15 protein-coding genes are annotated in these 22,253 nt (G+C 67.8%); 5 read left to right on the plus strand and 10 right to left on the minus strand.

Annotated elements, in window-relative coordinates:
• Positions 1-8 precede the first annotated feature (8 nt).
• Positions 9-2,405: a glycoside hydrolase family 3 N-terminal domain-containing protein gene (locus tag AC1VV3_RS22060; protein WP_482962505.1), complete on the minus strand. Its 2,397-nt coding sequence runs from the start codon at positions 2,403-2,405 to the stop codon at positions 9-11.
• A gap of 245 nt (positions 2,406-2,650) precedes the next feature.
• Between AC1VV3_RS22060 and AC1VV3_RS22065 the strand changes: the two genes are divergently transcribed.
• Positions 2,651-4,753, plus strand: coding sequence for an alpha-glucuronidase family glycosyl hydrolase (locus AC1VV3_RS22065; protein WP_482962506.1), 2,103 nt, complete (start codon positions 2,651-2,653; stop codon positions 4,751-4,753).
• Between the two features lie 121 nt (positions 4,754-4,874).
• Positions 4,875-5,945, plus strand: coding sequence for a LacI family DNA-binding transcriptional regulator (locus AC1VV3_RS22070; RefSeq protein WP_482962507.1), 1,071 nt, complete (start codon positions 4,875-4,877; stop codon positions 5,943-5,945).
• 287 nt (positions 5,946-6,232) lie between these two features.
• On the opposite strand, the gene AC1VV3_RS22075 is transcribed toward AC1VV3_RS22070, so the two are convergent.
• The 4 genes from AC1VV3_RS22075 to AC1VV3_RS22090 are packed head-to-tail and all read right to left on the minus strand — an operon-like array spanning position 6,233 to position 10,492.
• The gene (locus tag AC1VV3_RS22075; protein WP_279388331.1) at positions 6,233-7,696 is read right to left on the minus strand and encodes a sugar porter family MFS transporter; all 1,464 of its coding nucleotides are present in this window, start codon (positions 7,694-7,696) and stop codon (positions 6,233-6,235) included.
• 51 nt (positions 7,697-7,747) lie between these two features.
• A complete protein-coding gene (locus tag AC1VV3_RS22080) occupies positions 7,748-8,626 on the minus strand; it encodes an SMP-30/gluconolactonase/LRE family protein (protein WP_482962508.1) in 879 nt (292 codons plus the stop codon).
• Positions 8,610-9,362 carry a D-xylose 1-dehydrogenase gene (xylB, locus tag AC1VV3_RS22085; protein ID WP_132267658.1) on the minus strand — a complete coding sequence of 251 codons (753 nt, stop codon included), beginning with the start codon at positions 9,360-9,362 and terminating at the stop codon, positions 8,610-8,612. Before xylB ends, AC1VV3_RS22080 begins: the two co-directional genes overlap by 17 nt.
• Positions 9,363-9,373: 11 nt before the next feature.
• Positions 9,374-10,492 (minus strand): fumarylacetoacetate hydrolase family protein, encoded by a 1,119-nt coding sequence (locus tag AC1VV3_RS22090; protein WP_482962509.1) that lies wholly within the window; start codon positions 10,490-10,492, stop codon positions 9,374-9,376.
• Between the two features lie 215 nt (positions 10,493-10,707).
• On the opposite strand from AC1VV3_RS22090, the gene AC1VV3_RS22095 reads away from it, so the two are divergent.
• The 3 genes from AC1VV3_RS22095 to AC1VV3_RS22105 all read left to right on the plus strand — a co-directional run bounded on the left by AC1VV3_RS22095 (position 10,708) and on the right by AC1VV3_RS22105 (position 13,605).
• Positions 10,708-11,817, plus strand: a complete 1,110-nt coding sequence (locus AC1VV3_RS22095) for a DUF3182 family protein (RefSeq protein ID WP_482962510.1) — start codon at positions 10,708-10,710, stop codon at positions 11,815-11,817.
• A gap of 52 nt (positions 11,818-11,869) precedes the next feature.
• The gene (locus AC1VV3_RS22100; protein ID WP_134093355.1) at positions 11,870-12,610 is read left to right on the plus strand and encodes an alpha/beta hydrolase family protein; all 741 of its coding nucleotides are present in this window, start codon (positions 11,870-11,872) and stop codon (positions 12,608-12,610) included.
• 143 nt (positions 12,611-12,753) lie between these two features.
• Entirely contained in the window at positions 12,754-13,605 is an 852-nt protein-coding gene (locus AC1VV3_RS22105; RefSeq protein WP_482962511.1) for an SDR family oxidoreductase, read from the plus strand.
• Positions 13,606-13,663: 58 nt separating this feature from the next.
• Here the strand turns inward: AC1VV3_RS22105 and treY are convergent, their stop codons facing one another.
• The 5 genes from treY to AC1VV3_RS22130 form a co-directional block, all read right to left on the minus strand.
• Entirely contained in the window at positions 13,664-15,835 is a 2,172-nt protein-coding gene (gene treY, locus AC1VV3_RS22110) for a malto-oligosyltrehalose synthase (RefSeq protein WP_482962512.1), read from the minus strand.
• On the minus strand, positions 15,832-17,577 hold the full coding sequence (gene treZ, locus AC1VV3_RS22115) for a malto-oligosyltrehalose trehalohydrolase (RefSeq protein ID WP_482962513.1): 1,746 nt from the start codon (positions 17,575-17,577) through the stop codon (positions 15,832-15,834). The genes treY and treZ overlap by 4 nt, the downstream gene beginning before the upstream one ends.
• 5 nt (positions 17,578-17,582) lie before the next feature.
• Entirely contained in the window at positions 17,583-19,706 is a 2,124-nt protein-coding gene (gene glgX, locus AC1VV3_RS22120; RefSeq protein WP_482962514.1) for a glycogen debranching protein GlgX, read from the minus strand.
• A gap of 11 nt (positions 19,707-19,717) precedes the next feature.
• Positions 19,718-20,947, minus strand: a complete 1,230-nt coding sequence (locus tag AC1VV3_RS22125) for a sugar phosphate nucleotidyltransferase (protein ID WP_134093350.1) — start codon at positions 20,945-20,947, stop codon at positions 19,718-19,720.
• An 86-nt stretch (positions 20,948-21,033) separates the two neighbouring features.
• Complete coding sequence (locus tag AC1VV3_RS22130; protein ID WP_482962515.1) at positions 21,034-22,176, minus strand: glycoside hydrolase family 130 protein; 1,143 nt, start codon at positions 22,174-22,176, stop codon at positions 21,034-21,036.
• Between the last annotated feature and the right edge of the window lie 77 nt (positions 22,177-22,253).

Raw genomic sequence — 22,253 nt, forward strand, 5'->3', positions numbered from 1 at the left:
GAGGATCCTCAGGCGATTTCGAGAGTGGTGGTCTTGAGATCGGCGCTGCTGGCGCCGACCAGGATATCGAACAGGCCGGGTTCGACGACTTCGCGCATGTCCTCGTTCCAGAGGCTGAAGTCGTCCGGGCCGAGGGTGAATTCGATCCTGCGCGTCTCGCCGGGCTTCAGCGTGACACGGCGGAAACCGCGCAGTTCCATGACCGGGCGGGTTACGCTCGCGGCCTGATCGTGGACATAGAGCTGCACCACTTCATCGCCGGCGCGCTGGCCGGTGTTGGTCACGTCGACAGACACGGTGACATTGCCGGAAAGGCCGATGCGCGGCGCCGAAAGGCTGGGCGCGCCCACGGTGAAGGTGGTGTAGCTGAGGCCGAAGCCGAACGGATAGAGCGGCGCCGTCTCAGTGAAGAGATAGCCGCGCTTGGCGGAGGGCTTGTGGTTGTAGAAGAAGGGCACCTGCCCGACGTCCTTGACCACGGTGACCGGCAGCTTGGCACCGGGATTGACGTCTCCGAACAGCGCCTCGGCCATGGCGGTGCCGCCTTCCTGGCCGAGATACCAGCATTCGAGGATCGCGTCGGCCTGCTCGGCCACGGTCGGCCACGAAGGCGGGCGGCCGTTGAGCGCGACGACGATCACCGGCTTGCCGGTCGCCTTGAGGGCGCGGAACAGTTCGTTCTGCTCCCCCACGAGGTCGAGGTCGGTACGGTCGCCGAGGTGGTTCTTCGCGTAACCTTCGCGGCTGGTCTGCTCGGTATCGCCGATGGCCAGCACGATCACGTCGCTGGCTTTCGCGACTTCGGCCGCCTCTGCAATCAGGGCGCGGTTCTTCGCAGGGTCCGCCAGCAGCACTTCGTTTGCCGAGCGGTCCTCGCTTTTCGTGATGAACACGCCCTGCGCGAAGACCACTTCGGCTTTGCCAGCAACGCGCGCCTTGATGCCTTCGACAAGGTTCACGCTGGAACGCGGCTCGGACGAATAGCCGCCGAGGCGCGTGACATTGGCGTTCGGCCCGATCACGGCGATGCGCTTCTGCGCGCCTGCCGTCAGCGGCAGCACGCCCCCGTTTGGTCCTTGGGCATTCTTGAGCAGGCAGATCGACTTGCGCGCCGCTTCCAGCGCCAGGGCGCGGGCTTCGGCATTGGCGGTGAGCTTTGTGGACGCCTTGGGATCGACCGGCCCGGCTTCGAACATGCCGGCGCGGAACTTCAGCGTCAGCATGTGGCGGCAGGCGGTATCGACGGCGGCAAGCGGCACCAGCCCCTTGCGGACCTGATCGGCCAGGGTGCGATAGGCCTCGCCGTCGGGCAGGTCGCAATCGACGCCCGCGTGGAGGGCAAGGCGCGCCGCGCCCTGGATATCGGCGGCAAGGTGGTGGAAGCTCGCCAGTTCGCCGATCGCGGCATAGTCGCTGACGATGGCGCCGTCGAAGCCCCATTCGCCGCGCAGCACGTCGTTCAGCAGCCAGCGGTTGGCGTGGCTGGGGATGCCGTCGATCTCGTTGTAGGAAGGCATGACCGCGGCGATGCCGGTGCGGCGCACCACTTCGCGGAACGGCGGGAAGAAGCTGTCGTAAAGCTCGCGCTTGCCGAGCGGGGCCGGGGCGACGTTGTTGCCGGCCTCGGGCTGGCCGTGGCCGGTCATGTGCTTGAGCGTGGCGAAGACTTTGCCCTCGGCCAGTTCCTTGCCTTCACCCTGAAGGCCGCGCACGGCGGCAACGCCCATTTCTCCGCAGAGATAGGGGTCTTCCCCGAAGGTTTCCTCGATACGGCCCCAGCGCGGGTCGCGGGCGATGTCCACCACCGGCGACAGCGCCAGGGTGGAGCCGTGGGCGCGCACTTCGCGGCCGATCACCGACTGCACGCGCTCCACCAGATCGGTGTCGAAGCTGCCGGCCATGGCGATGGCCTGCGGGAAGCTGGTGGCCTCCGGCGCCATGTAGCCGTGGAGCGATTCCTCGTGGAACAGCACGGGGATGCCGAGGCGGGTCTGCTCGCGCGCCCACTTCTGGGTGGCATTGACGAAAGCGATGGTATCGGCGGGCTTGCGCCAGCGGCCGGTGACGTCGGTGCCGGTATTGTTGGCAGTGGCCGCGCCGCCCCGGTCAGACGGGCGGGCGATCTGGCCGATGCCCTCGGGATGGTTCTTGCTGGCGAGCGCCGGATCGAAAGCGCGCGATTCGTCCATGATCTCGCGCTTGCGGGTGGAGAGGGTGACGAGCTGGGCCACCTTCTCGTCCAGCGTCATGCGGGCCATCAGGTCCTTGACGCGCAGGTCCACCGGGACCTTGGGATCCTTGTAAAGCGGAGTCGCGGCGCGCGCGGCAACCGGCAGGAAGGCCAGCATCGAGGCACCCGCGCCCCAGCGCAGCAGTTCGCGGCGTTTCACCTGGGCAGCGATCATGATACCGCAACCACGCGCAAACGGCGCGTTTGCGCATGCGTCAGACAAACCGGAAAAATCATATTTCTCCCCTGCATCCCCTTGAACCGCGTTGGGTTCATTTCCCAATCGGACGGCAAACACTGTTGCCTGCCCTGAACTTTGTGTGTTAGCGGTATCATGCGCGACAATGAACGAGCTTGTCAATGGCATCGCGGCGCTAATTAATCCGGCCACAGGGCCATGATTTTGGGACACAGGGGAGGATGATGAAGAAGCGGCTTCTGACGATTGGCGTATGCCTTGCGGCGCTGGGCTTCGCTGGCACGCCTGCCTTTGCAAACGATGGCTACGACCTCTGGCTGGCCCCTGCGGCCAATCCGGCATCGCAAGCGAGCGAAATCCGCGTGATCGGCCAGTCCGAAACGCTGGACCGCGCCGCCGGCGAACTGCGCCGCGACCTGACCGCCGCGCCGCTTCCCGTGGTCCTGGCCAAGGCCGACGATCCCGCCCTTTCCGCTCTGCGCCTGCCCACGGCGGCCCTGGGCGAGGAAGGCTATCTGGTGCGCGCCGCCACGCTCGATGGCCGCAAGTCACTGGTCGTCACCGGAAAGACCGACCGCGCCGTGCTCTATGGCGCCTTCGCGCTGATCCGCGCGCAGAAGACCGGCGCCGATCTGGCCGCGATCGACCTCCAGTCCGCCCCGAAGATCGGGCTGCGCGTGCTCAATCACTGGGACAATCTCGACGGCTCGGTGGAGCGCGGCTACGCGGGCCAGTCGCTGTGGGACTGGTGGACCCTGCCGGACTTCAAGGATCCCCGCTATACCGACTATGCCCGCGCCAACGCGGCGCTCGGCATCAACGGTGTGGTCCTCAACAACGTCAACGCCAAGCCCGAAAGCCTGACCGCGCCTTATATCGGCAAGGCCGCCGCGCTGGCCGAGGTGTTCCGGCCCTGGGGCATCAAGGTCTATCTCTCGGCCCGCTTCTCCGCGCCGATCGAGATCGGCCATCTCAAGAGCGCCGACCCGCTCGACCCCGAAGTCCAGGCCTGGTGGAAGGCCAAGACCGACGAGATCTATGCCGCGATCCCCGATTTCGGCGGTTTCCTGGTCAAGGCCAACAGCGAAGGCCAGCCCGGCCCGCGCGACTATCACCGCAGCCATGCCGAAGGCGCCAACATGCTGGCCGCCGCCGTCGCCCCGCATAACGGCATCGTCATGTGGCGCGCCTTCGTCTATGCCGAAACCGACCCGGACGACCGCGCCAAGCAGGCCTATACCGAATTCAAGCCGCTCGATGGCAAGTTCGCGGACAACGTGCTGGTGCAGGTCAAGAACGGCGCCATCGACTTCCAGCCGCGCGAACCGTTCCATCCGCTGTTCGGCGCCATGCCGAAGACGCCGATGATGCTGGAACTCCAGATCACCAAGGAATACCTCGGCTTCGCCACCCACCTCGCCTATCTCGGCCCCTTGTTCGAGGAAGTGCTGGAGGCCGACACCCGTGCGAAGGGTAAGGGATCGACCGTGGCCAAAGTGGTCGACGGTTCGCTCTACGGCCACCGCTTGAGCGGCATTGCCGGCGTCGCCAATGTCGGGCGCGACCGGGACTGGTCGGGCTCCACCTTCAACCAGGCCAACTGGTACGCTTTCGGCCGCCTCGCCTGGGATCCGACGCTTTCGGCGGACACGATCGCCCGCGAATGGGCACAGCAGACCTTCGGCAACGATCCGCGCGTGGTCGATACGGCAGTGAAGATGATGATGGCCTCGCGCGAGGCGGTGGTCGATTATACCGGCCCGCTCGGGCTCGCGCACGTCATGGGCACCGGCCACCACTACGGCCCCGGCCCTTGGATCAACAACCTCGCCCGGCCCGAATGGAACCCGGTCTACTACCACAAGGCCGACAAGAACGGCATCGGCTTCGATCGCACGAAGACCGGCAGCAACGCGGTTGCGCAGTACGAGCCGGCCGTGGCGAAGCTGCTGGCCGATCCGCGCACGACACCGGAAAGCGAACTGCTGTGGTTCCACCACTTGCCGTGGGACTGGAAGATGAAGTCCGGCCGCACGCTGTGGAACGAGATGGTGGCGCACTACGATCGCGGCGTGGCCACCGTCGCGCAGATGGAAGCGGACTGGCAGGGCGTGAAGGGCCAGGTCGATGCCGAGCGCTGGCAGAAGACCGCCAGCTACCTCAAGATCCAGCACAACGAGGCCAAGTGGTGGCGCGATGCCAGCCTGGCCTACTGGATGTCGATCAACGGACTGGCCCTGCCGGCCGGATCCCCGGCGCCCGAACACGACCTGGCCTGGTACGAGGCGCAGGACTTCCCGCTCGCCCCCGGGCATCCTCACTGAGCCGGACGCTGGACAAGGCATCGATTTTACGCTCGATGGTTGCGCTACCAACGTAACTTGTGGTGTTAGCGAACATTCCCCGGCGCTCTTCGTGAGCGCCGGGGCTCCGCCAGGGAACCAGATGAGCAGCACCACCCGAGGTCCGCGCAAGCAGCGCACCAGCGCCAAGATCGACGACGTCGCGCGACTGGCCGGCGTCTCGCCGATGACGGTCAGCCGCGTGATCAACAAGGGCGCCAACGTCCGCGAGGAAACCCGCCGCAAGGTGGAGGCCGCCATCGCGGAGCTGAACTATGCCCCCAGCACGGCCGCGCGCGCGCTGGCGGGGGGCGAGGACTTGCGGATCGGCCTGCTCCATTCCAACCCGAGCTTCGCCTATCTCAGCGAATTCCTGGTCGGCGCCCTCGAGGAGACCAGCGCCGCCCATGCCCAGCTTCTGGTCAAGCCCTGCAACGAGGAAGGCGGCGAGGGCGGCGGTGAGGCGAAGGCCGTGGCGCAATTGCTGCGCACCCGCATCGACGGCGTGATCCTGCCGCCGCCGCTCAGCGATTCCCCGGCCGTGCTGGAAGCGCTCAAGGATGCCGACGTGCCGGTCGTGGCAGTCGCCACGGGCCGGGCGCCGGAATGGGCGCTCTCGGTCAGCATCGACGACCGCGAGGCGGCCTTCACGATGACGCATCACCTGGCCGCGCTGGGGCATCGCCGGATCGGCTTCGTCACCGGCCACCCGAACCAGACCGCCAGCGCCGAGCGCCTCGACGGCTACCGCGAGGCGCTTTCCGCGCTCAACCTGCCCTTCGATCCCGCGCTGGTGGCGCAGGGCTACTTCACCTATCGCTCGGGGCTGGAAGCGGCAGGGCGGTTGCTGGACCTCGACAGTCCGCCCACCGCGATCTTCGCCTCCAATGACGACATGGCCGCCGCCGCCATCACCGTGGCCCATCGCCGCGGGCTGGACGTGCCGCGCCAGCTCACCGTCTGCGGCTACGACGATACCGCGCTGGCCGTCTCGGTCTGGCCCGAACTGACCACGATCCGCCAGCCCACCACCGAGATGGCGCGCCGCGCCGTGCGGCTGCTGATCGGCGAAATCCGCGCGCGAAGCGCGGGCACACCCACCGTGGAGCATCCCCATGTGGTGGCGGAGTTCAAGCTGATCCGCCGGGATTCCGACGCCAGCCCTGGCGCCTGAGCCCGCCTGGCGTGCCTTGCCCGGCGCGCCTTGCCGGCGTGCCTTGCGACGCGTCGAACCTTCCCTTTGTCTTCACCCCACCCCTTCGTCATTGCGAGCGTAGCGAAGCAATCCAGGGCGGCTCTGCGCGACTCTGGATTGCTTCGCTACGCTCGCAATGACGAAGTTTGGGAGGTGAGGTGAGGTGACGCGCGGTGAAGTGAAGCGGTAGAGGCCGCCGCTTGAGCCCGTGAGCGCCTTCCGTGAGGACGGGGGGCAAGGGCTATCCAGCCCCTGCCCCCGATCCGTCAGCCTTCCATTTCTTCCAGTTCGCGGCCCTTGGTCTCGTTGACCATGGCGCGGACGAAGAAGAACGACACGGCCGCGAAGAAGGCATAGCCGGTGTAGGTTACGGCCAGGCCCGGGCTGACGGCCAGCGCCGGGAAGCTCACCGAGACGGCCGCATTGGCGATCCACTGCGCGAAGCCCGCCACGGCCAGGCCGGAGCCGCGGATCTGGTTGGGGAACATTTCGCCCAGCATGACCCACATGATCGGGCCCCAGCTCATATTGAAGAAGATCACGTAGAGGTTGGCGGCGACCAGCGCGATCACGCCGTTGTTGCCGGGCAGCGAGACCGCGCCGTCCGCGCCGGTGACGGCGGTGGAGAAGGCATAGGCCACGGTGGCGAGCGTCACTGCCATGCCGGCCGAGCCGATCAGCAGCAGTGGCTTGCGGCCGATGCGGTCCACCAGCGCGATCGTGGCGAGGCAGGCGCCGATCGAGAGCACGCCGGAAAGGATGTTGGTCTGGAGCGCATAGTCTTCCGAGAAGCCGACAGCCTCCCACAAGGTGGCGCCGTAGTAGAACACCACGTTGATGCCGACGAGCTGCTGGAACACGGCCAGGCCGATGCCTGCCCAGACGATGGGGCGCACGCGGCCGCTGGCCTTGTCGATCAGGTCGGAGAGCTTGGGCTTGTGGTGGTCCGCGGCCAAGCTGGCGCGAATCTCGGCCACCTTGCGGTCCGCCTCGGCCGTGCCGAACAGCTTGGTCAGCACGGCATGGGCGCGGGGCTCCTGGCCCTTGACCACCAGATAGCGCGGGCTCTCGGGGATGATGAGCAGCGCGAAGAAGTAGATCGCGGCGGGGATCGACTGCAGCCAGAACATCCAGCGCCAGGCCGGAAGGTCGAGCCAGAGCGATTCCGTGGAACCGCCCGCATAGCGCGCGAGCGCGAAGTTGGCGACGAAGGCGCCGGTGAGACCGGAGATGATCATCACCTGCTGCACGCTCGACAGACGGCCGCGAATGGCGGCGGGCGTCACTTCCGAGATATAGACCGGCGAAATGACGCTGGCCGCGCCGACGCCGAGGCCCCCGACGATGCGCGCGAGGATGAAGATGACCGAGGAACCGGCCGCGCCGGCTACCAGGGCGCTGATGAAGAACAGTACGGCGGCGAGCATCATCACGCCGCGACGGCCGATGATGTCGGCCATGCGGCCGGCGGCGAAAGCACCGATCGACGAACCGACGAGGATCGCGCCGACATTGAAGCCGATGCCCAGCTTGCCAAGGTCGAAGGCGGCTTCAAGCCCCTTCTGGGTGCCGTTGATAACGCCGGAATCGTAGCCGAACATGAAACCGCCGATCGTGGCGACGGCCACGATAGCGATGATGAACGCCATGTTGATCCGGCTTTCCGAACCAATCGCTGGCCCAGTCTGCGCCGCAGTCATTCCTCTTTCCCCTTCATCGTGATGCGCGATGTTATTTTTGGCGCCCGAAAAATGTTGCCGGGACTTTGCTGTTGGCGGGACTTAGCTGTTGGCGGGGCAAACCGGCAAGCCGGAAACGCCCGGATCGAAGGCAAAAACGTTGCCTGCAAACGGCTGTTGTTCCAGTTCGGCGGGGGACAGGCCCTTGCGTGCCGTGGTGGCATAGGCAGTGCGCAGGTCCGGGCCTCCGAACGCGATCTTGGTGATGTTGGCGACCGGGAATTTCACGGTGGCCATCAGCTTGCCCGCGGGGTCGTAGCGCCGCACGCCCCAGCCGCCGAACAGGCCGGTCCAGAGGCAGCCCTCGGCATCGATCACGCAGCCGTCGGGCCAGCCTGCGCCGTCCTCGATGGTGACGAACGGTTCGGCCTGGCCAAGCGCGCCGTCTTCATCGACGGCGACGCGCCAGATCGTCTTGCCCAGCGTATCGGTGTGCCAGAGCGTGCGCCCGTCCGCGCTGATCGCAGGGCCGTTGGTGATGACCACTTCCGGCAGGCCGGCATGGACGCAGTGCCCCCGGTCGAGCCGGTAGAGCGCGCCCGAAGCCTCGGTCTCCGCGTCATGCATCGACCCCAGCCAGATGCGCCCGGCCGGATCGGTGGCGGCATCGTTGAGCCGGTTGTCCGGGCGGCTAGGCTCGGGATCGTGAAGCAGCGTGAAGGCGCCGGTGTCCGGGCTGAAACGGTGCAGCCCGGTCTTGACCCCGGCGATCATGTCGCCCCGCTCCGTCGGCAGCGCCCAGCCGATCTGGTCGGGCGCATGCCACATGTCGAGCATGCCGGTGGCGGGATCGTGCCGGTAGAGCCGGTGTTCCTTGATATCGACGAACCACAGGCGGTCGCCGGTCCAGACCGGCCCCTCGCCCAGCGTGGCGCCGATGGAGAGGACGGATTCCGGCGTCACGTCAGCGCCACCCGGCATCGACGAAGTAGTCGTGCCCGGTGCACATGGCGCCGTCGTCCGAGGCCAGGAACAGGCAGAGCGCGGCGACGTCGGCAGGCTGGATGCGCGCCTTCAGGCACTGCGCGGCCATGATCTCGGCCTCGCCCTCGGGCGTGTACCACTGCTTCTGGCGCGGGGTGTCGACATTGCCCGGCACGATCGTGTTGACGCGGATATTGTCCGCGCCCAGATCGCGCGCCATGGCGCGGGTCATGCCTTCCACGGCCGCCTTGGCGGTCTGGTAAAGCACCAGGTCGGGCAGGCCGAGGTGCCAGCTGATCGAACCGAAGTTCAGGATCACGCCGCCGCCTTGCGCCTTCATGCCCGGAACCACCGCCTGCGCCGCGAAGAACTGGTGGCGCAGATTGGTGGCCATGCGCTCGTCCCAGTAAGCGGGCGTCACGTCGTCGATCGTGTGGCGATCGTCGTTGGCGGCATTGTTGAGCAGCACGTCCACGCCGCCCAGCAGGCCCGAAAGCTCGGCCACGGTGGCGGCGGTGGCATCCAGGTCGCGAAGGTCGCAAGTGCGGAAATGCGTGCCCGGCAGCGAGGCAGAGAGCGCCTCGCCGGCTGCGGCATTGATGTCCACGAAGGCGACCTGGGCGCCCTGGGCCACGAATGCCTCGACCAGGCCGGCGCCGATGCCGGTGCCGCCCCCGGTGATGAGGACGCGCTTGCCCTTGAGGCTGGGATAGATGGCGGAGTGGTTTGTCATGGTTCGGGTCTTCAAGCCTTGAGCGATCCGGCGGTCAGGAGGCCGCGCGCGAGCAGGTTGGCGTAGAGCGCCGCAATGCCGCTGCGCCAGGGCGCGGCATCGCGCGAGGTGACGACGCGGTTCTGGAGCTGGCCCAGCTTGTCGCTCTCGATGGTGACGACGTCGCCGACCTTGTGGGTGAAGCCGCGGCCTTCCTCATCGCGGTCCTGCACGGGCGCGAAGAGCGTGCCCAGGAACAGCACGAAGCCGTCCGGGTACTGGTGCTCGCTCAGCGTCTGGCGCACGAGGTCCAGCGGATCGCGGCTGATTTCCGCCATGTTGCTGGTGCCGCGCAGCACGAACTGGTCCTCACCGGTGATCGAGAGGCGCACTTCGGCGACGCGCACGTCATCGATGGTGAAGCTCTCGTCGAAAATGCGGACGAGCGGGCCGAGCGAGCAGGAGGCGTTGTTGTCCTTCGCCTTGCCCAGCAGCAGGGCCGAGCGGCCCTCGAAATCGCGCAAGTTGACGTCGTTGCCCAGCGTGGCGCCCACGGCCTGGCCGTCGCTGCCGACGAGCAGGGCGATCTCGGGCTCGGGGTTGTTCCAGCTGGAGTCCGAACGCACGCCGATCTCGGCGCCGACGCCCATGGTGGAGAGCACCGGCGACTTGGTGAAGACTTCGGCATCGGGACCGATGGCGACTTCGAGGTACTGCGACCAGAGGCCGTCCTCGATCAGCGCGGCCTTCAATTGCGCGGCGCTTTCCGAACCGGGCACGACCGAGCGGATCTGGCCGCCGATGCGCGATTCCAGACGCTCGCGAATGGCGGCGGCAGCGCTCCAGTCACCGCGCGCGCGTTCTTCGATCACGCGCTCGATGGCGGAAGTGGCGAAAGTGACGCCGCAGGCCTTCACGCACTGGAGGTCGACCGGGGAGAGCAGGTTCACCGCCTCTGCGTCGAACGCGCCGAGGTTCTTGCCGCCCTGACCGGAGAAATCGCCGGCCTCGACGAGCGCCGATACGGTGGGGGCCACGGCGGACATGTCGATCAGTTCGCCGCGAACGACGAGGATCGGGCTCGGCCCTTCGCCGAAATCGGCACGGCCCAGGAAGGTACCGGCAGTCCAGTCGGCAGGCATCAACGACATGCAGTATCGGGATTCGTCACGATTTCCCCCTCCCATGTTTCTTACAGTGATAGCGCTACCAATTGGCAGATCGGCAGGCGTTGTCAAGACCGATTGCGCGCGGGGCCGGGTGCGCCGAAGCCGCTCTGGGCCCTGCGGGGCGGGGGCAGGCTGCATCCTCGGGCCGGGCTCGGGCGTTCAACCGTTCTGGAACGCTGATGCGAGGATGGTGCGACGTGACGGAAATTCGCTCTGGAGCCGGGATCCTGGCCACGCCGCCGCCCGACGAACCTTTCGCCAACGAACACGATCAGGCGACATGGCTGGAGGCGGCGCGGCGCATCGCCGCCGTTGCCGAGGCCGATCTCTCGGACCAGCCCGGCTGGATGACGCTGCGGGGCAGCGGCGAGCGCTTCTTCGTGCCGCGCGACACTCTGCTGGTGCCAGAGGCGCACGCCTTGGGCATTACCCGCGATTCGCAGTTCTTCGGCGGCGCCGTGCCCGCCCGCTTCGTGGCCACCAAGGCGATCAGTCATGGGCTGGTCTCTCCCGATGCCCGCGCGCCGGAAGGCTGGTGCGCGGCGCTGGCGGCCAGCCTGGGAGACGCGGTGCTGCGCGGCTATACCGCCTTTGCCGTGGAAGACGCCCGCCGCGCCGGGCGCCTGATGCTGCCAGAGGGCGCGGTGCGGCTCAAGGAAGTGGAGGCCACCAGCGGGCAGGGCCAGACGGTCGTGTCCACCCCGGCGGAACTGGACGCGGCACTGGCGGAAATCGATCCGGCGCGGCTGGAAAGCGACGGACTGGTGATCGAGGAGAACCTGGCCGATGTCGAGACCTTCAGCGTCGGCGTGGTGGCGCTGCCCGGTGGCTCGCTCGCCTATTGGGGCATGCAGCGGCTGACACGCAACAATACCGGGGACGTCGCCTATGGCGGATCGCAGCTCCATGTGGTGCGGGGCGGGTTCGCGGACCTGGGCCGCGAACTTCTCCGCCATGACCGGGCCGAGGCCGTGGCCAAGGCCCATGCCTACGACGAGGCCGTGTTCGCGGCCTATCCCGGCCTCTTCGCCTCGCGCCGCAATTACGACGTCGCCGAAGGGCGGGCCGCCGACGGCACCACCCGCATCGGCGTGCTGGAGCAAAGCTGGCGGATCGGCGGCGCGACCGGCGCGGAAATCGCCGCTTTCGAATATCTGCAGGCCCATCCCGAACGCGCCGGGGTGACGTGTGCCACCGTCGAGATCTACGGAGCGGTCGACGCCGCCCCGCCCGGCGCGGCGGTATACTACAGCGGCGTGGACCCGGTGGCCGGTCCGCTGACCAAGTACGCCGAAATCCTCGACTGATCCCGCTGAACGGCCCTACCCAACGAGAGGGTGCCCAACGAATGGTGAACGCATGAAATCCGCCCGTCCCGTCACCCTGACCGTCGCCGACGAAACCATCGACGGCACGGTCCTCACCCCGGCCAAGCTCACCCCCGGGGTGCTGTTCATCCACGGCTGGGGCGGCTGCCAGGAGCAGGATCTCGTCCGCGCCGAGGAGATCGCCCAGCTCGGCTGCATCTGCTTCACCTTCGACTTGCGCGGCCATGCCCGCCACGACGACCAGCGGGACAGCGTCACCCGTTCGGACGGGCTGGCCGACGTGCTGGCCGCCTACGATTTCCTGGCCCGGCAGGAGGGGATCGACGCGTCCGCCATCGCCGTGGTCGGCACCAGCTATGGCGGCTACCTCGCCACCCTGCTCACCGCCGAGCGGCCGGTGTCCTGGCTGGCGCTGCGGGTGCCCGCGCTCTACCCGGACAGCCACTGGGACGTGCCCAAGGCCCTGCTCGACCGCGCCGAGATCGACCGTTACCGCAGCCATTTCCGCACCGGCCATCAGGACCGCGCCCTCGCCGCCTGCGAGCGCTTCGCCGGCGACGTGCTGATCGTGGAATCGGAATTCGACGACTACGTCCCGCACCCGGCGATCAGCTCCTACATGGCGGCGTTCCGCAACAGCCGCTCGCTGAGCTACCGCGTGCTCAAGGGCGCAGACCATGCGCTGAAGGACGAGAGCCAGCGCAAGGGCTACAACAACCTGCTGATCGCCTGGATCGAGGAAATGGTGCGCGGCGTGCGGCGTCCGACATGACCTGACCAACATGGATCAAGCGCCGCCGCATCTGGCCCGGCCCGCCGAACGGTACGTCGCACACCGCCCTGCCCCTGAAACCGCAGGCTGCCTGCCACGTTGGCTCAGGACGGACGGGACATGACAAGACGAGGAGCGAGCCGATGGCCGACATCGAGGAAATGATCCATGAAGACGCCCTGCCCGGCCATGAGAGCCAGCTCGAACCCAAGCCCGAGTGGCAGCCCCGCTATCCCGGTTCGGACCGGCTGAAAGACAAGGTGGCCGTCGTCACCGGCGCTGACAGCGGCATCGGCCGCGCGGTGGCCGCGCTCTTTGCGCGCGAGGGCGCGAACGTGGCGATCGTCTACCTGCTGGAGGACGACGATGCCGCCGAAACCAAGCGGATCGTCGAGGCGGAGGGCCGCCGCGCCATCACCATCCGTGCCGACGTGGGCTCTCCCGATGCCTGCGAACTGGCGATCCGCCAGACGGTCGAGACCCTCGGCCGGATCGACGTCCTGGTGAACAATGCGGGCGAGCAGCACCCCGACAAGGACATCACCGACATTTCCGAAGACCAGCTTCGCCGCACGTTCCAGACCAACATTTTCGGCATGTTCTTCATGACCCAGGCCGCCCGGCCGCATCTGGAACCCGGCGCCAGCATCATCAACTGCACCAGCGTGACGATGTACAAGGGCAGCAAGGAACTGCTCGACTACAGCGCCACCAAGGGCGCGATCACCGCCTTCACCCGCTCGCTGTCCGAGAACCTCGTGGCCGAGGGCATTCGCGTCAACGCCGTGGCGCCCGGCCCGATCTGGACCCCGCTCAACCCCTGCGGCGGCGCCAGCCCGGAAAAGGTCGAGCATTTCGGCGAGGATACGCCCATGGGCCGCCCCGGCCAGCCCAATGAAGTGGCGCCCTCGTTCCTGTTCCTGGCCTGCGAGGATGCCAGCTACATGAGCGGGCAGGTGCTGCACCCCAATGGCGGGATCATCGTCGGCAGTTGAGATCGGCAGGAAGGAGCGCGGGTGCCGCCCGCCCTCCTTCCGCTCCTGCCGGCCGCTGCTAGAACGCGATGTCGAAAGTGAACCGCCGGTCCTCCAGCGCGCGCGTTACCGTCCAGCCTTGCGCGGTTTCGCTCAGCGCATAGCTGCCCCGCGCGAAAAGTTCGGGATCGGCCTTGCGCTCTGGCAGCAATTGCCGGGTGAGAGCGAGCTTGCGCGCGGAAAGGTCGTCCCGGGTTCCGCCACCACCGCCGCCGTCCCAGCCTATCGCACGGCGATTGTCGGGATCGGTGAGCGCCACCGCGGTCCACTCGGTGCCCTGATAGATGTCGGGAATACCCGGCGCCGTCAGCTGGAATGCCGCCTGAGCCAGAATCGCGCGCTCCCGCGCCGCACGATAGGCGGGTTCGGCGGTCTCGGGCCAGTAAGCGGGGTTCTCCAGATCCCGCAGCAACGCGGTGCAGAGCGCGGCGGCCCGGCTTTCGGCGTCTTCGTCAGGCGCTTCGTGACGGGAGAGGTCCTTCGCCTCGCGCAGGGCCTTGGCCATGTGATCGGTGATGCGGCGCTCGGCATCGGGCACCCCGCGCATGGCCAGCGCCGTCTGCACCGCATAGATGCCCCAGACTTCCGGCAGTCCGGCCTGCGCCGCCCGGCTCCGCGCGTCCTCGTAGAAGGTGCGCGCAAGATCGGGAAAGCGGGCCAGGGCGATGACAGCCGCGCGCGCATCGGCGGAGCGTTTGGTGTCGTGGGTGGAAAGGGCATCGAGAGCCAGCGGCGTCCGCTCGGCACGGGCCTGCATGCGCCGGGCGAACGTAGCGGTGCCGATCGGCGCGAGGTCCGGTTCTCCACCCACTTCGCAGAACGGCAGGTAGGATACGGCGCGGAAGAACACCGTGTCTTCCTCCGACTTGGCCGTGAGCGCGCCGGTCAGCTGCTCGAACCGGGCCGCGAAGTTGCGGGCGGCATCGCTGCCGTTCGCCGCACCCAGCAAGTCCAGCAGAGGCCCGGTCAGATCGTCCCGCAGCGCCTCCAGCGCCGGATCGAGCGGCAGGCCGTCAGCGCTGTAGGAGCGGTAGACCGGCCAGACGAGCGCCAGGCCCGCCACGGCCCCGGCCAGCCTGGAACCCTGGCTGCGCGGCGCGGCAAGGGCGCTCATCGCCGCCTCGGTGACGCGGCGCAGTTCGGGCGAGAGCGCGCCGGACAGCAATTCGCTGCGGACGGCGCGCACTTCGGCCAGAGTATCGGCCGGCACGGCGCCCGCGGCCGCCTCGCGCATGGCGGACAGGCCGGGAGCGGAAGTAAGGAGCTGCGTCACCGGCGCCATGAATTCGTAGCCGCTCATGCCCTCTATCGGCCAGGCAGCGGGGATTTCCTCGTGCTCCTTGACGATCTTCTCCACCCAGACGGGCACGCTGCCCACGGCATCGCGCAGGCGGCGCAGATAGCCGCCGGGGCGGGCCAGCCCGTCTATATGGTCGACCCGCAGGCCCTGGATGCGCCCGGCGCGTACTTGCTCGGTGATCCAGCGGTGCGTGAGGCTGAACACCCCGGCATCCTCCTGGAGCACGCCGATCAGGCTGGTGATGTTGAAGAACCGGCGGTGGATGATCGCCTCGGCCGTCTCGCGCCAGTCTCCCACCGACCACCACTGCTCCGAGAGCAGGGCCGCCAGGGTCGGCGCATCCAGGCCGCCTTCCTCGACCAGACGCCGGGCCAGCGGCGTCTCGCGCAAGGGATAGGGCTGGCCGTAGATCGCCAGCGCCGGGTCCTGCACGGTGCCCGTCACGGCGATCTCGCCGGCATCGAGAACGTCCTCGACCATGCCGTCCAGCACCGGGAAGTGCAGCGGGCCCTTGTCCCAGTCGATGTCGAACACCCGCGCGAACTGGCTGCCCCGGCCGTGGCGCATGATGTCCGCGATCCAGGGGTTTTCCGGCGTGAAGGCCATGTGGTTGGGCACGATGTCCAGCACCACGCCGATGCCCGCCGCGCGCGCGGCGTCGCAGAGCGCCACGAAGGCCGCCTCGCCGCCGAGCACGGGATCCACGGCATTGGGATCGATCACGTCGTAGCCGTGGGTGGAGCCGGAGGCCGCCCGGAACAGAGGCGAGAGGTAGAGGTGGCTCACGCCCAGCTCCACCAGCCACGGCAGCAGCGCGCGCGCCTGCTCCAACCCCACGCCGCCGCGCAGTTGCAGGCGGTAGGTGGCGATCCATGCGGGCGGGAAGCTCATGTATGTCGATCCGGAAGAAGAGCGGCGGAAAAGGCGAAGGGGCTGTCAGGGCCGGTCAAAACCAGCAAGGGATCGCCGTGCGGCGTGAACGGTGCATCACCCAGGCAGGCACGCAGCGAGAGATGTGCCTCGCCGAAGTTCCAGACGGCTTCGATCGCCGCGCCCTCGCGCCGGACGGCGGCGATGGGCGCCGGGTTCGCCGCCAACAGCGGCATCACATGAGCGCGGCGCAGGGAGAGCAGTTCGCTCAGGAACCGTTCGTGCTCCCGCTGCTCCTGGCGCCGCGGACGGCCGATCCGGGAGGCCGCGAACGTCTCGGGCGAGATCGGGTCGGGCACTTCGCCGCCGAACGCCTTGAACTGCGCGAATTCCGCGGCACGGCCCTTGCGCACGGCTTCGGCAAGGTCGCCGGTGAAGTCCGCGAAGAACAGGAAAGGCGCATCGGTCAGGAACTCGTCGCCCATGAAGATCATCGGCACGAAGGGCGCGAGCAGGGTCAGCGCACTCGCCACGCGCAGCGCCGTGCGGTCCGCCACCAGTTGGTGCAGCCGCTCGCCCCGCGCGCGGTTGCCGACCTGGTCGTGATTGCCCAGGAAGTTCACGAAAGCCGTGCGCGGCAGCGCGCCGGAAGGCTCTCCGCGCCGCGCCTTGGCAGCCGGGCGCTGCTGGCCCTGTTCGACATAGCCGTCACACAGCGCCGTCTCGATATCGGCCAGCGGATCGACCGCGAAAGGCGCGTAATAGGCCTCGTCCTCGCCGGTCAGAAGGCAATGGACGGCATGGTGCCAGTCGTCGTTCCAGGTCGCGTCGAAAGGTGCATCCGGCGCGAAATAACGCGCCAGGTTGCGCTCGTCCTCGGTAACGAGGTGGATCGGCCGCCCCCAATCCGCGGCGCGCACCCGCTCTCCCAGTTCGTCGAGGAAGTGCCGGTCGGAATGGTCCTCGATGGCATGGACCGCATCGAGCCGCAGCCCGTCGAGCCGATATTCGGTCAGCCAGTAAAGCGCGTTCTCCAGGAAATAGTCGCGCACCGCCGGGGTCTCATAGGCAATGCCCTGCCCCCAGGGCGAGTTGCGCTCGGCATGGAAGAACGAGGGGCACCAGGCTGACAGGTAATTCCCCGAGGGGCCGAGGTGGTTGTAGACCACGTCCAGCAGCACGCCCATGCCCAGCCCATGCGCCGCATCCACGAAGCGCCGGAAATCGTCGGGCGATCCATAGGCATTGTGCGGTGCATAAGGCAGCACCCCGTCGTAGCCCCAGCCGTGCCGCCCGTCGAACTGCGCCACCGGCAGCAATTCCACCAGGGTCACGCCCAGATCGCGCAGGCGCGGCAGCGCTTTGGCGGCGGCGGCGAAAGTGCCTTCCTCGGTGAACGTGCCCAGATGCAGTTCGTAGACCGCCGCTTCGCTCCACGGCAGGCCGTCCCAGTCGTTCTGCCAGTCGAATTCCTGCGGATCGACCAGCAGCGAAGGCCCATGCACATCGCCTTCCTGCGCCCGCGCCGCCGGGTCGGGATAAGCCGTGCCGTCGACATGGAAGCGATAGCTTTCGCCCGGCGCCGCGGCGGCCTCTATGCTCCACCAGCCGTCCGCCTCATTCTCCAGCGGGATCAGGCCCGCCGCCAGCGCCACCGAGACGCCTTGCGCATCGGGCGCCCAGAGGCTGAAGCACCAGCGGCCGTCGTGAAGCGGCTCCGCGCCCCAGGACTTCGCGAAACGGGCCGAAGCCGGCAGCGGCATGGCGGTCACTCCGGCGCGAAGACGCAGACACTATGGGCGGGAACGATGGCGGCCTCGCCTTCCACCGGCTCGGGCTCGAACGCATCGGGCCGCGCGGTATCGAGCACGCGCTGCCACCGGGCGATGCCATTGTGGTCCGGCAGGGTGAACGTCACCTCGTCGCCCGCATTGAGCACGATGAACAGCGGCCGCTCACCTTCCACGAAGGCTTCCTGCGCCGAATAGGTCAGGAAGAAGCCCAGGACGCGCAGTTCCGCCTGCTCCCACAGCTCGGCGTCCATCTCGCGGCCGTCGGGCTGGTGCCAGGCGATCTCGACGCGGCCGTCCTCGGCCGGTTCGCCGTTCAGGAAATTGTCCTGCGAAAGCACGGGATGGTCGCGGCGGAAGCCCACCATGCGGGCCGTGAACGCCAGCAGCGCGTCGTCCTTGCCCGCCCAGTCGATCCACGCGGTCTCGTTGTCCTGGCAGTAGACGTTGTTGTTGCCGTTCTGGCTGTTGCCGAATTCGTCCCCGGCCAGGATCATCGGCACGCCCTGGCTCAGCAGCAGGGTCGCCAGCATGGCGCGGCGACGCGCGGCGCGCGCGGCGTTGATGCCCTCGTCCTCGGTCGGCCCTTCGGCGCCCATGTCATCGGACAAGTTGTTGTCGTGGCCGTCGGCCCCACCCTCGCCGTTCGCCTCGTTGTGGCGGTCGTTGTAGGAAACGGTGTCCAGCAACGTGAACCCGTCATGCGCGGCCAGGAAGTTGACCGAGGAGGTCGCCCCGCGATCGGAGTGGTTGAACTGTTCGGGCGAGCCGATCAGGTGGTTGGCAAGATCGCCCACCAGCGCCGGATCGCCGCGCCAGAACCCGCGCGCGGTGTCGCGGAACTTGTCGTTCCACTCGCGGAAGGGATAAGGGAAGCCGCCGACCTGGTAGCCGCCGCTGCCCACGTCCCACGGCTCGGCGATCAGCTTGACGCCCGAGAGGATGGGGTCCTGCCGGATCGCGTCGAAGAAGCCGCCTTCGCGGTCGAAGCCCAGGGCCTCGCGCCCCAGCGTGGAGGCCAGGTCGAAGCGGAAACCGTCGACGTGCATGGCCTGCACCCAGTAGCGCAGCGAATCGAGCACCATGCGGATGACCATCGGATTGGCCACGCTCAGCGTATTGCCGGTGCCGGTCTGGTCGAAGCTGTAGCGCGGGTTTTCGGGCGAGAGGGCGTAGTAGCTGGCGTTGTCCAGCCCGCGGAAGCAGAGCGTGGGTCCGCGCTCCGAACCTTCGGCGGTGTGGTTGTAGACCACGTCCATGATGACTTCGATGCCGACCTGGTGGAAACGCTTCACCATGGCCTTGAACTGGCGGATCGCCACGGAACCGCCACCGGGCTTGCCGCGGATCGGGCCGAGATAGCGCGGCTCGGGCGCGAAGTAGCCCAGCGTCTGGTAGCCCCAGTAGTTCGACAGGCCCTTGTCCAGTAGGATGCGGTCGTCGAGGAAGAACTGGCAGGGCAGCAGCTCGATCGCCGAAACGCCCAGCTTCTGCAGGTGGTCGAGGATCGGCGCGCTGACCATGCCGGCATAAGTGCCGCGCAGTTCCTCCGGCACGTCCGGGTGGCTCATGGTCAGGCCGCGGACATGCGCCTCGTAGACCAGCGTTTCGCCCCAGGGGCGGCGGATCGAGTTGTCGCCCTCCCAGTCGAAGTCGGGATCCTGCACCACGCCCTTGACCATGAACGGCGCGGAATCGCGGCCATCGAACGTCAGGTCGTCCCCGGTCGAGAGGTCGTAGCCCCAGAGCGCATCGTCCCATTGCAGGCTGCCGGCGATCTCGCGCGCATAAGGATCGAGAAGCAGCTTGTTGGGATTGAAGCGGTGGCCCTGCTCCGGCTCGTAGCGCCCGTGGGCGCGGTAGCCGTAAAGCTGGCCGGGCTTCACGTCCGGAAGGTAGCCCGAGAAGATCGAGCCTTCCCGGCTGGGCATTTCCAGCCGGGCGACTTCCTCTTCGCCATCCTCGGAGAAGAGGCAAAGCTCCATGGCTTCGGCGTTCTCCGAGAAGATCGCGAAATGCGTGCCTTCCCCGGTGAAATCCGCGCCCAGTTCGTGCTGCTGCCGCTCCGGCTTGGCGAAGGCGAAAGGCGTCTCGGCGGACATGGAAGTCCCTTTCAGAAGAAGGAGACGGGCATGGCTTCGGCCATGCGGGGACGCTGATCCGGTTTCTGGCCGGTCATCTGGCCCGGCTGCTGGATGGCCTTGATCGGGGCCACCTCATTGGCGCGCCGCCGCCGCGAGGCGAGCCGCTGCAGCGCCCTGGCGGAAATCACGCGGATGCCGCCTTCCGAGATGGTGCACCACTTGCCGCTCTCGGCCAGTTCGGCATCGAGATCGAAACCGTCCGGGATCACCGCGTCGGCCAGCACGATGGCGTTCGAGATCGTCACCGCCCGCCCGATCCGCGCGCCGGGCAGCAGCACGACATTGCGCAAGGTGGACCCGAAGCCGATCGCGCGGCGGTCTCCCACGCCGTGATGGACGGGATGCTCCACCGGCCAGGCGGGGTCGAGCGCCAGAGACCCGTCCAGCAGGTGGCGCTGCACCGCGTGGTACGCGTCCAGCGTGCCGAGGTCCTGCCACAAGGGCTCGCGCCCCTGCCTTCCGGGCAGGGCATAGGCATAGGCGGTGCCGCAGGAAACGAGCGCGGGAATGATGTGCTTGCCGAAGTCGAGATCGGCCACGGTGCCCTCGATCTCCTTCAGCAGGTCGCGCAGCAGCGACCATTCGAAGACGTAGATCCCCATGGAGGCCAGCGCGTGGTCCGGCCGGTCCGGCGCGGCAGGGGCGATCACGGGCTTTTCGACGAAGGCGGTGATCCGGTGATCGGCATCCGCCTCCAGCACGCCGAAGCCCGAGGCCTGGTCGCGCGGGACATGGACCACGCCCACGGTGACTTCGGCCCTGGCGGCGATGTGGCGTTCCACGAAGGGGCGATAGTCCATCTGGTAGAGATGGTCTCCCGCCAGGATCACGACATGGCGCGGCGCGACCAGGTCGATCTCGTCGGCGATGCAGGCCACGGCGGCCGCCGTGCCCTCGTAAGGACCGAAATCGGCGCCATCGAGGATCGAGATGGCCGGCTGCGCGGTTTCGGCCTGCCAGCTGTCCAGAAGGTGGCGGTGAAGCGTATCGGGCTGGTACTGGGTCAGCACCATCGTCTCTCCCAACCGGGAATTGACGACATTGGCCAGGGTATAGTCGATCAGGCGCCCGTGCGGCCCGATCGGCAGGGCCGGTTTCGCCTCGTGATCGGTCAGGTCGTGGAGACGGCTGCCCCGGCCCCCCGCCAGGATGATCGACAGCACCGTACCGGCATGACCTTCGATGTTCGCGCTAACCATTCGCCCCTCTTCATCGGAACCGTTCTGCGCTGCCTAAACCGCGAAAAGAGGGCCGGTTCCGCCGCGCGGCGCTCCGTTCGTCGCATTCATCCCGCCCGGAAACGCGACTTGGGAACATGGGTGATGCGGCAGGCGAGATCGGCCTCGCCCGAGGCGACGACATAGTGATCGCCCGCGTCCGCGATTCCCGTCGTGAAAACAACGTCGCGCAGGTACATCTGGGCTTCCAGCGGGTAAGTCAGGTCCGGGTTCGCTTCGATCAGCGGCCGGTCGTCCGTCCGTAATACGCGGGAGGGATCCTCCCGGTCGAGAATCGACCAGTACGTGCGATAGATGCCGACGATCTCCTTGGGCTCGACCCCGTGCCAGAGCGTCAGCCAGCCCTCGTCGGTCAGGACCGGCGGCGCGCCGCCCCCCATGCGCGCAGTGGCGACCGTGGCGGCATGGGGGCGAATGCCAGGGCGGCGGCAGGGCTTCCAGAACAGCCCGTCCGGCGAATGGGCCAGGTTGATCGACGGTCCCGCGCGCCATTCGCTGCCGGGCGGATACGCGAAGTAGAGATCGCCCAGCGGCCGCGTCTGCGCCCAGTAATGCCCGCCGATCAGCCCCTCGAAGATCAGCATGTCCTTGTTCTGGTGGTCCAGCACGATATCCTCGAACTGCCAGTCCAGCCCGTTTTCCGAACTGTAGAGCGTGGTGGAGTGGCGCTCCGGGCTGACCGAGCACGTGGTCATGAGCCAGCCCTCGCCCACCTTGCTGATCCGCGCGTCCTCCACGCCGTAGCACTGGAGGCTGCTGCGCGGCGCCACGGCGCGGTCGTAATGGACGGCCACCACTTCCAACCCCGCGGCGTCCAGTTCCACCGGCAGGAGCCAGGACAGCGAGGTCAGGGCCATGACCTTCCAGCCCCCGCCCCGCAGCATGAACTTGCGCGGATCGGCGGTGTCGGCGTGTTCGAGCGGCCAGGCATCCAGCACATAGCGGCCCGGTTCGCCTTCCTCGCCCTCCCAGCGGATGGCGTGGACTTGGCCGTCCCGGATAGGATCGCGCAGCGCCTCGGCCACGCGGACCATCATCAGCAGGTTGCCGCCCGGCAGCCGGGTGAGGCCCGGATTGAAGGCGCCCAGCACGTAAGTCTCGGCATCGAGATGGCCCGCCAGCGGCGAGCGAGAGAGGTCGACATCGTCGGGAACGAAGACGAGACGATCTTCGGGAAACGGCTCTGGCATCGGCGCGGCCTCCTTGAGGAAAGATCCCCCTTCGCCGCCAACGCGCGAGCGGGCGCCGGGTGCCCGCCGGGCCGGCT

The sequence above is a fragment of the Novosphingobium sp. BL-S-34 genome (assembly GCF_056857015.1).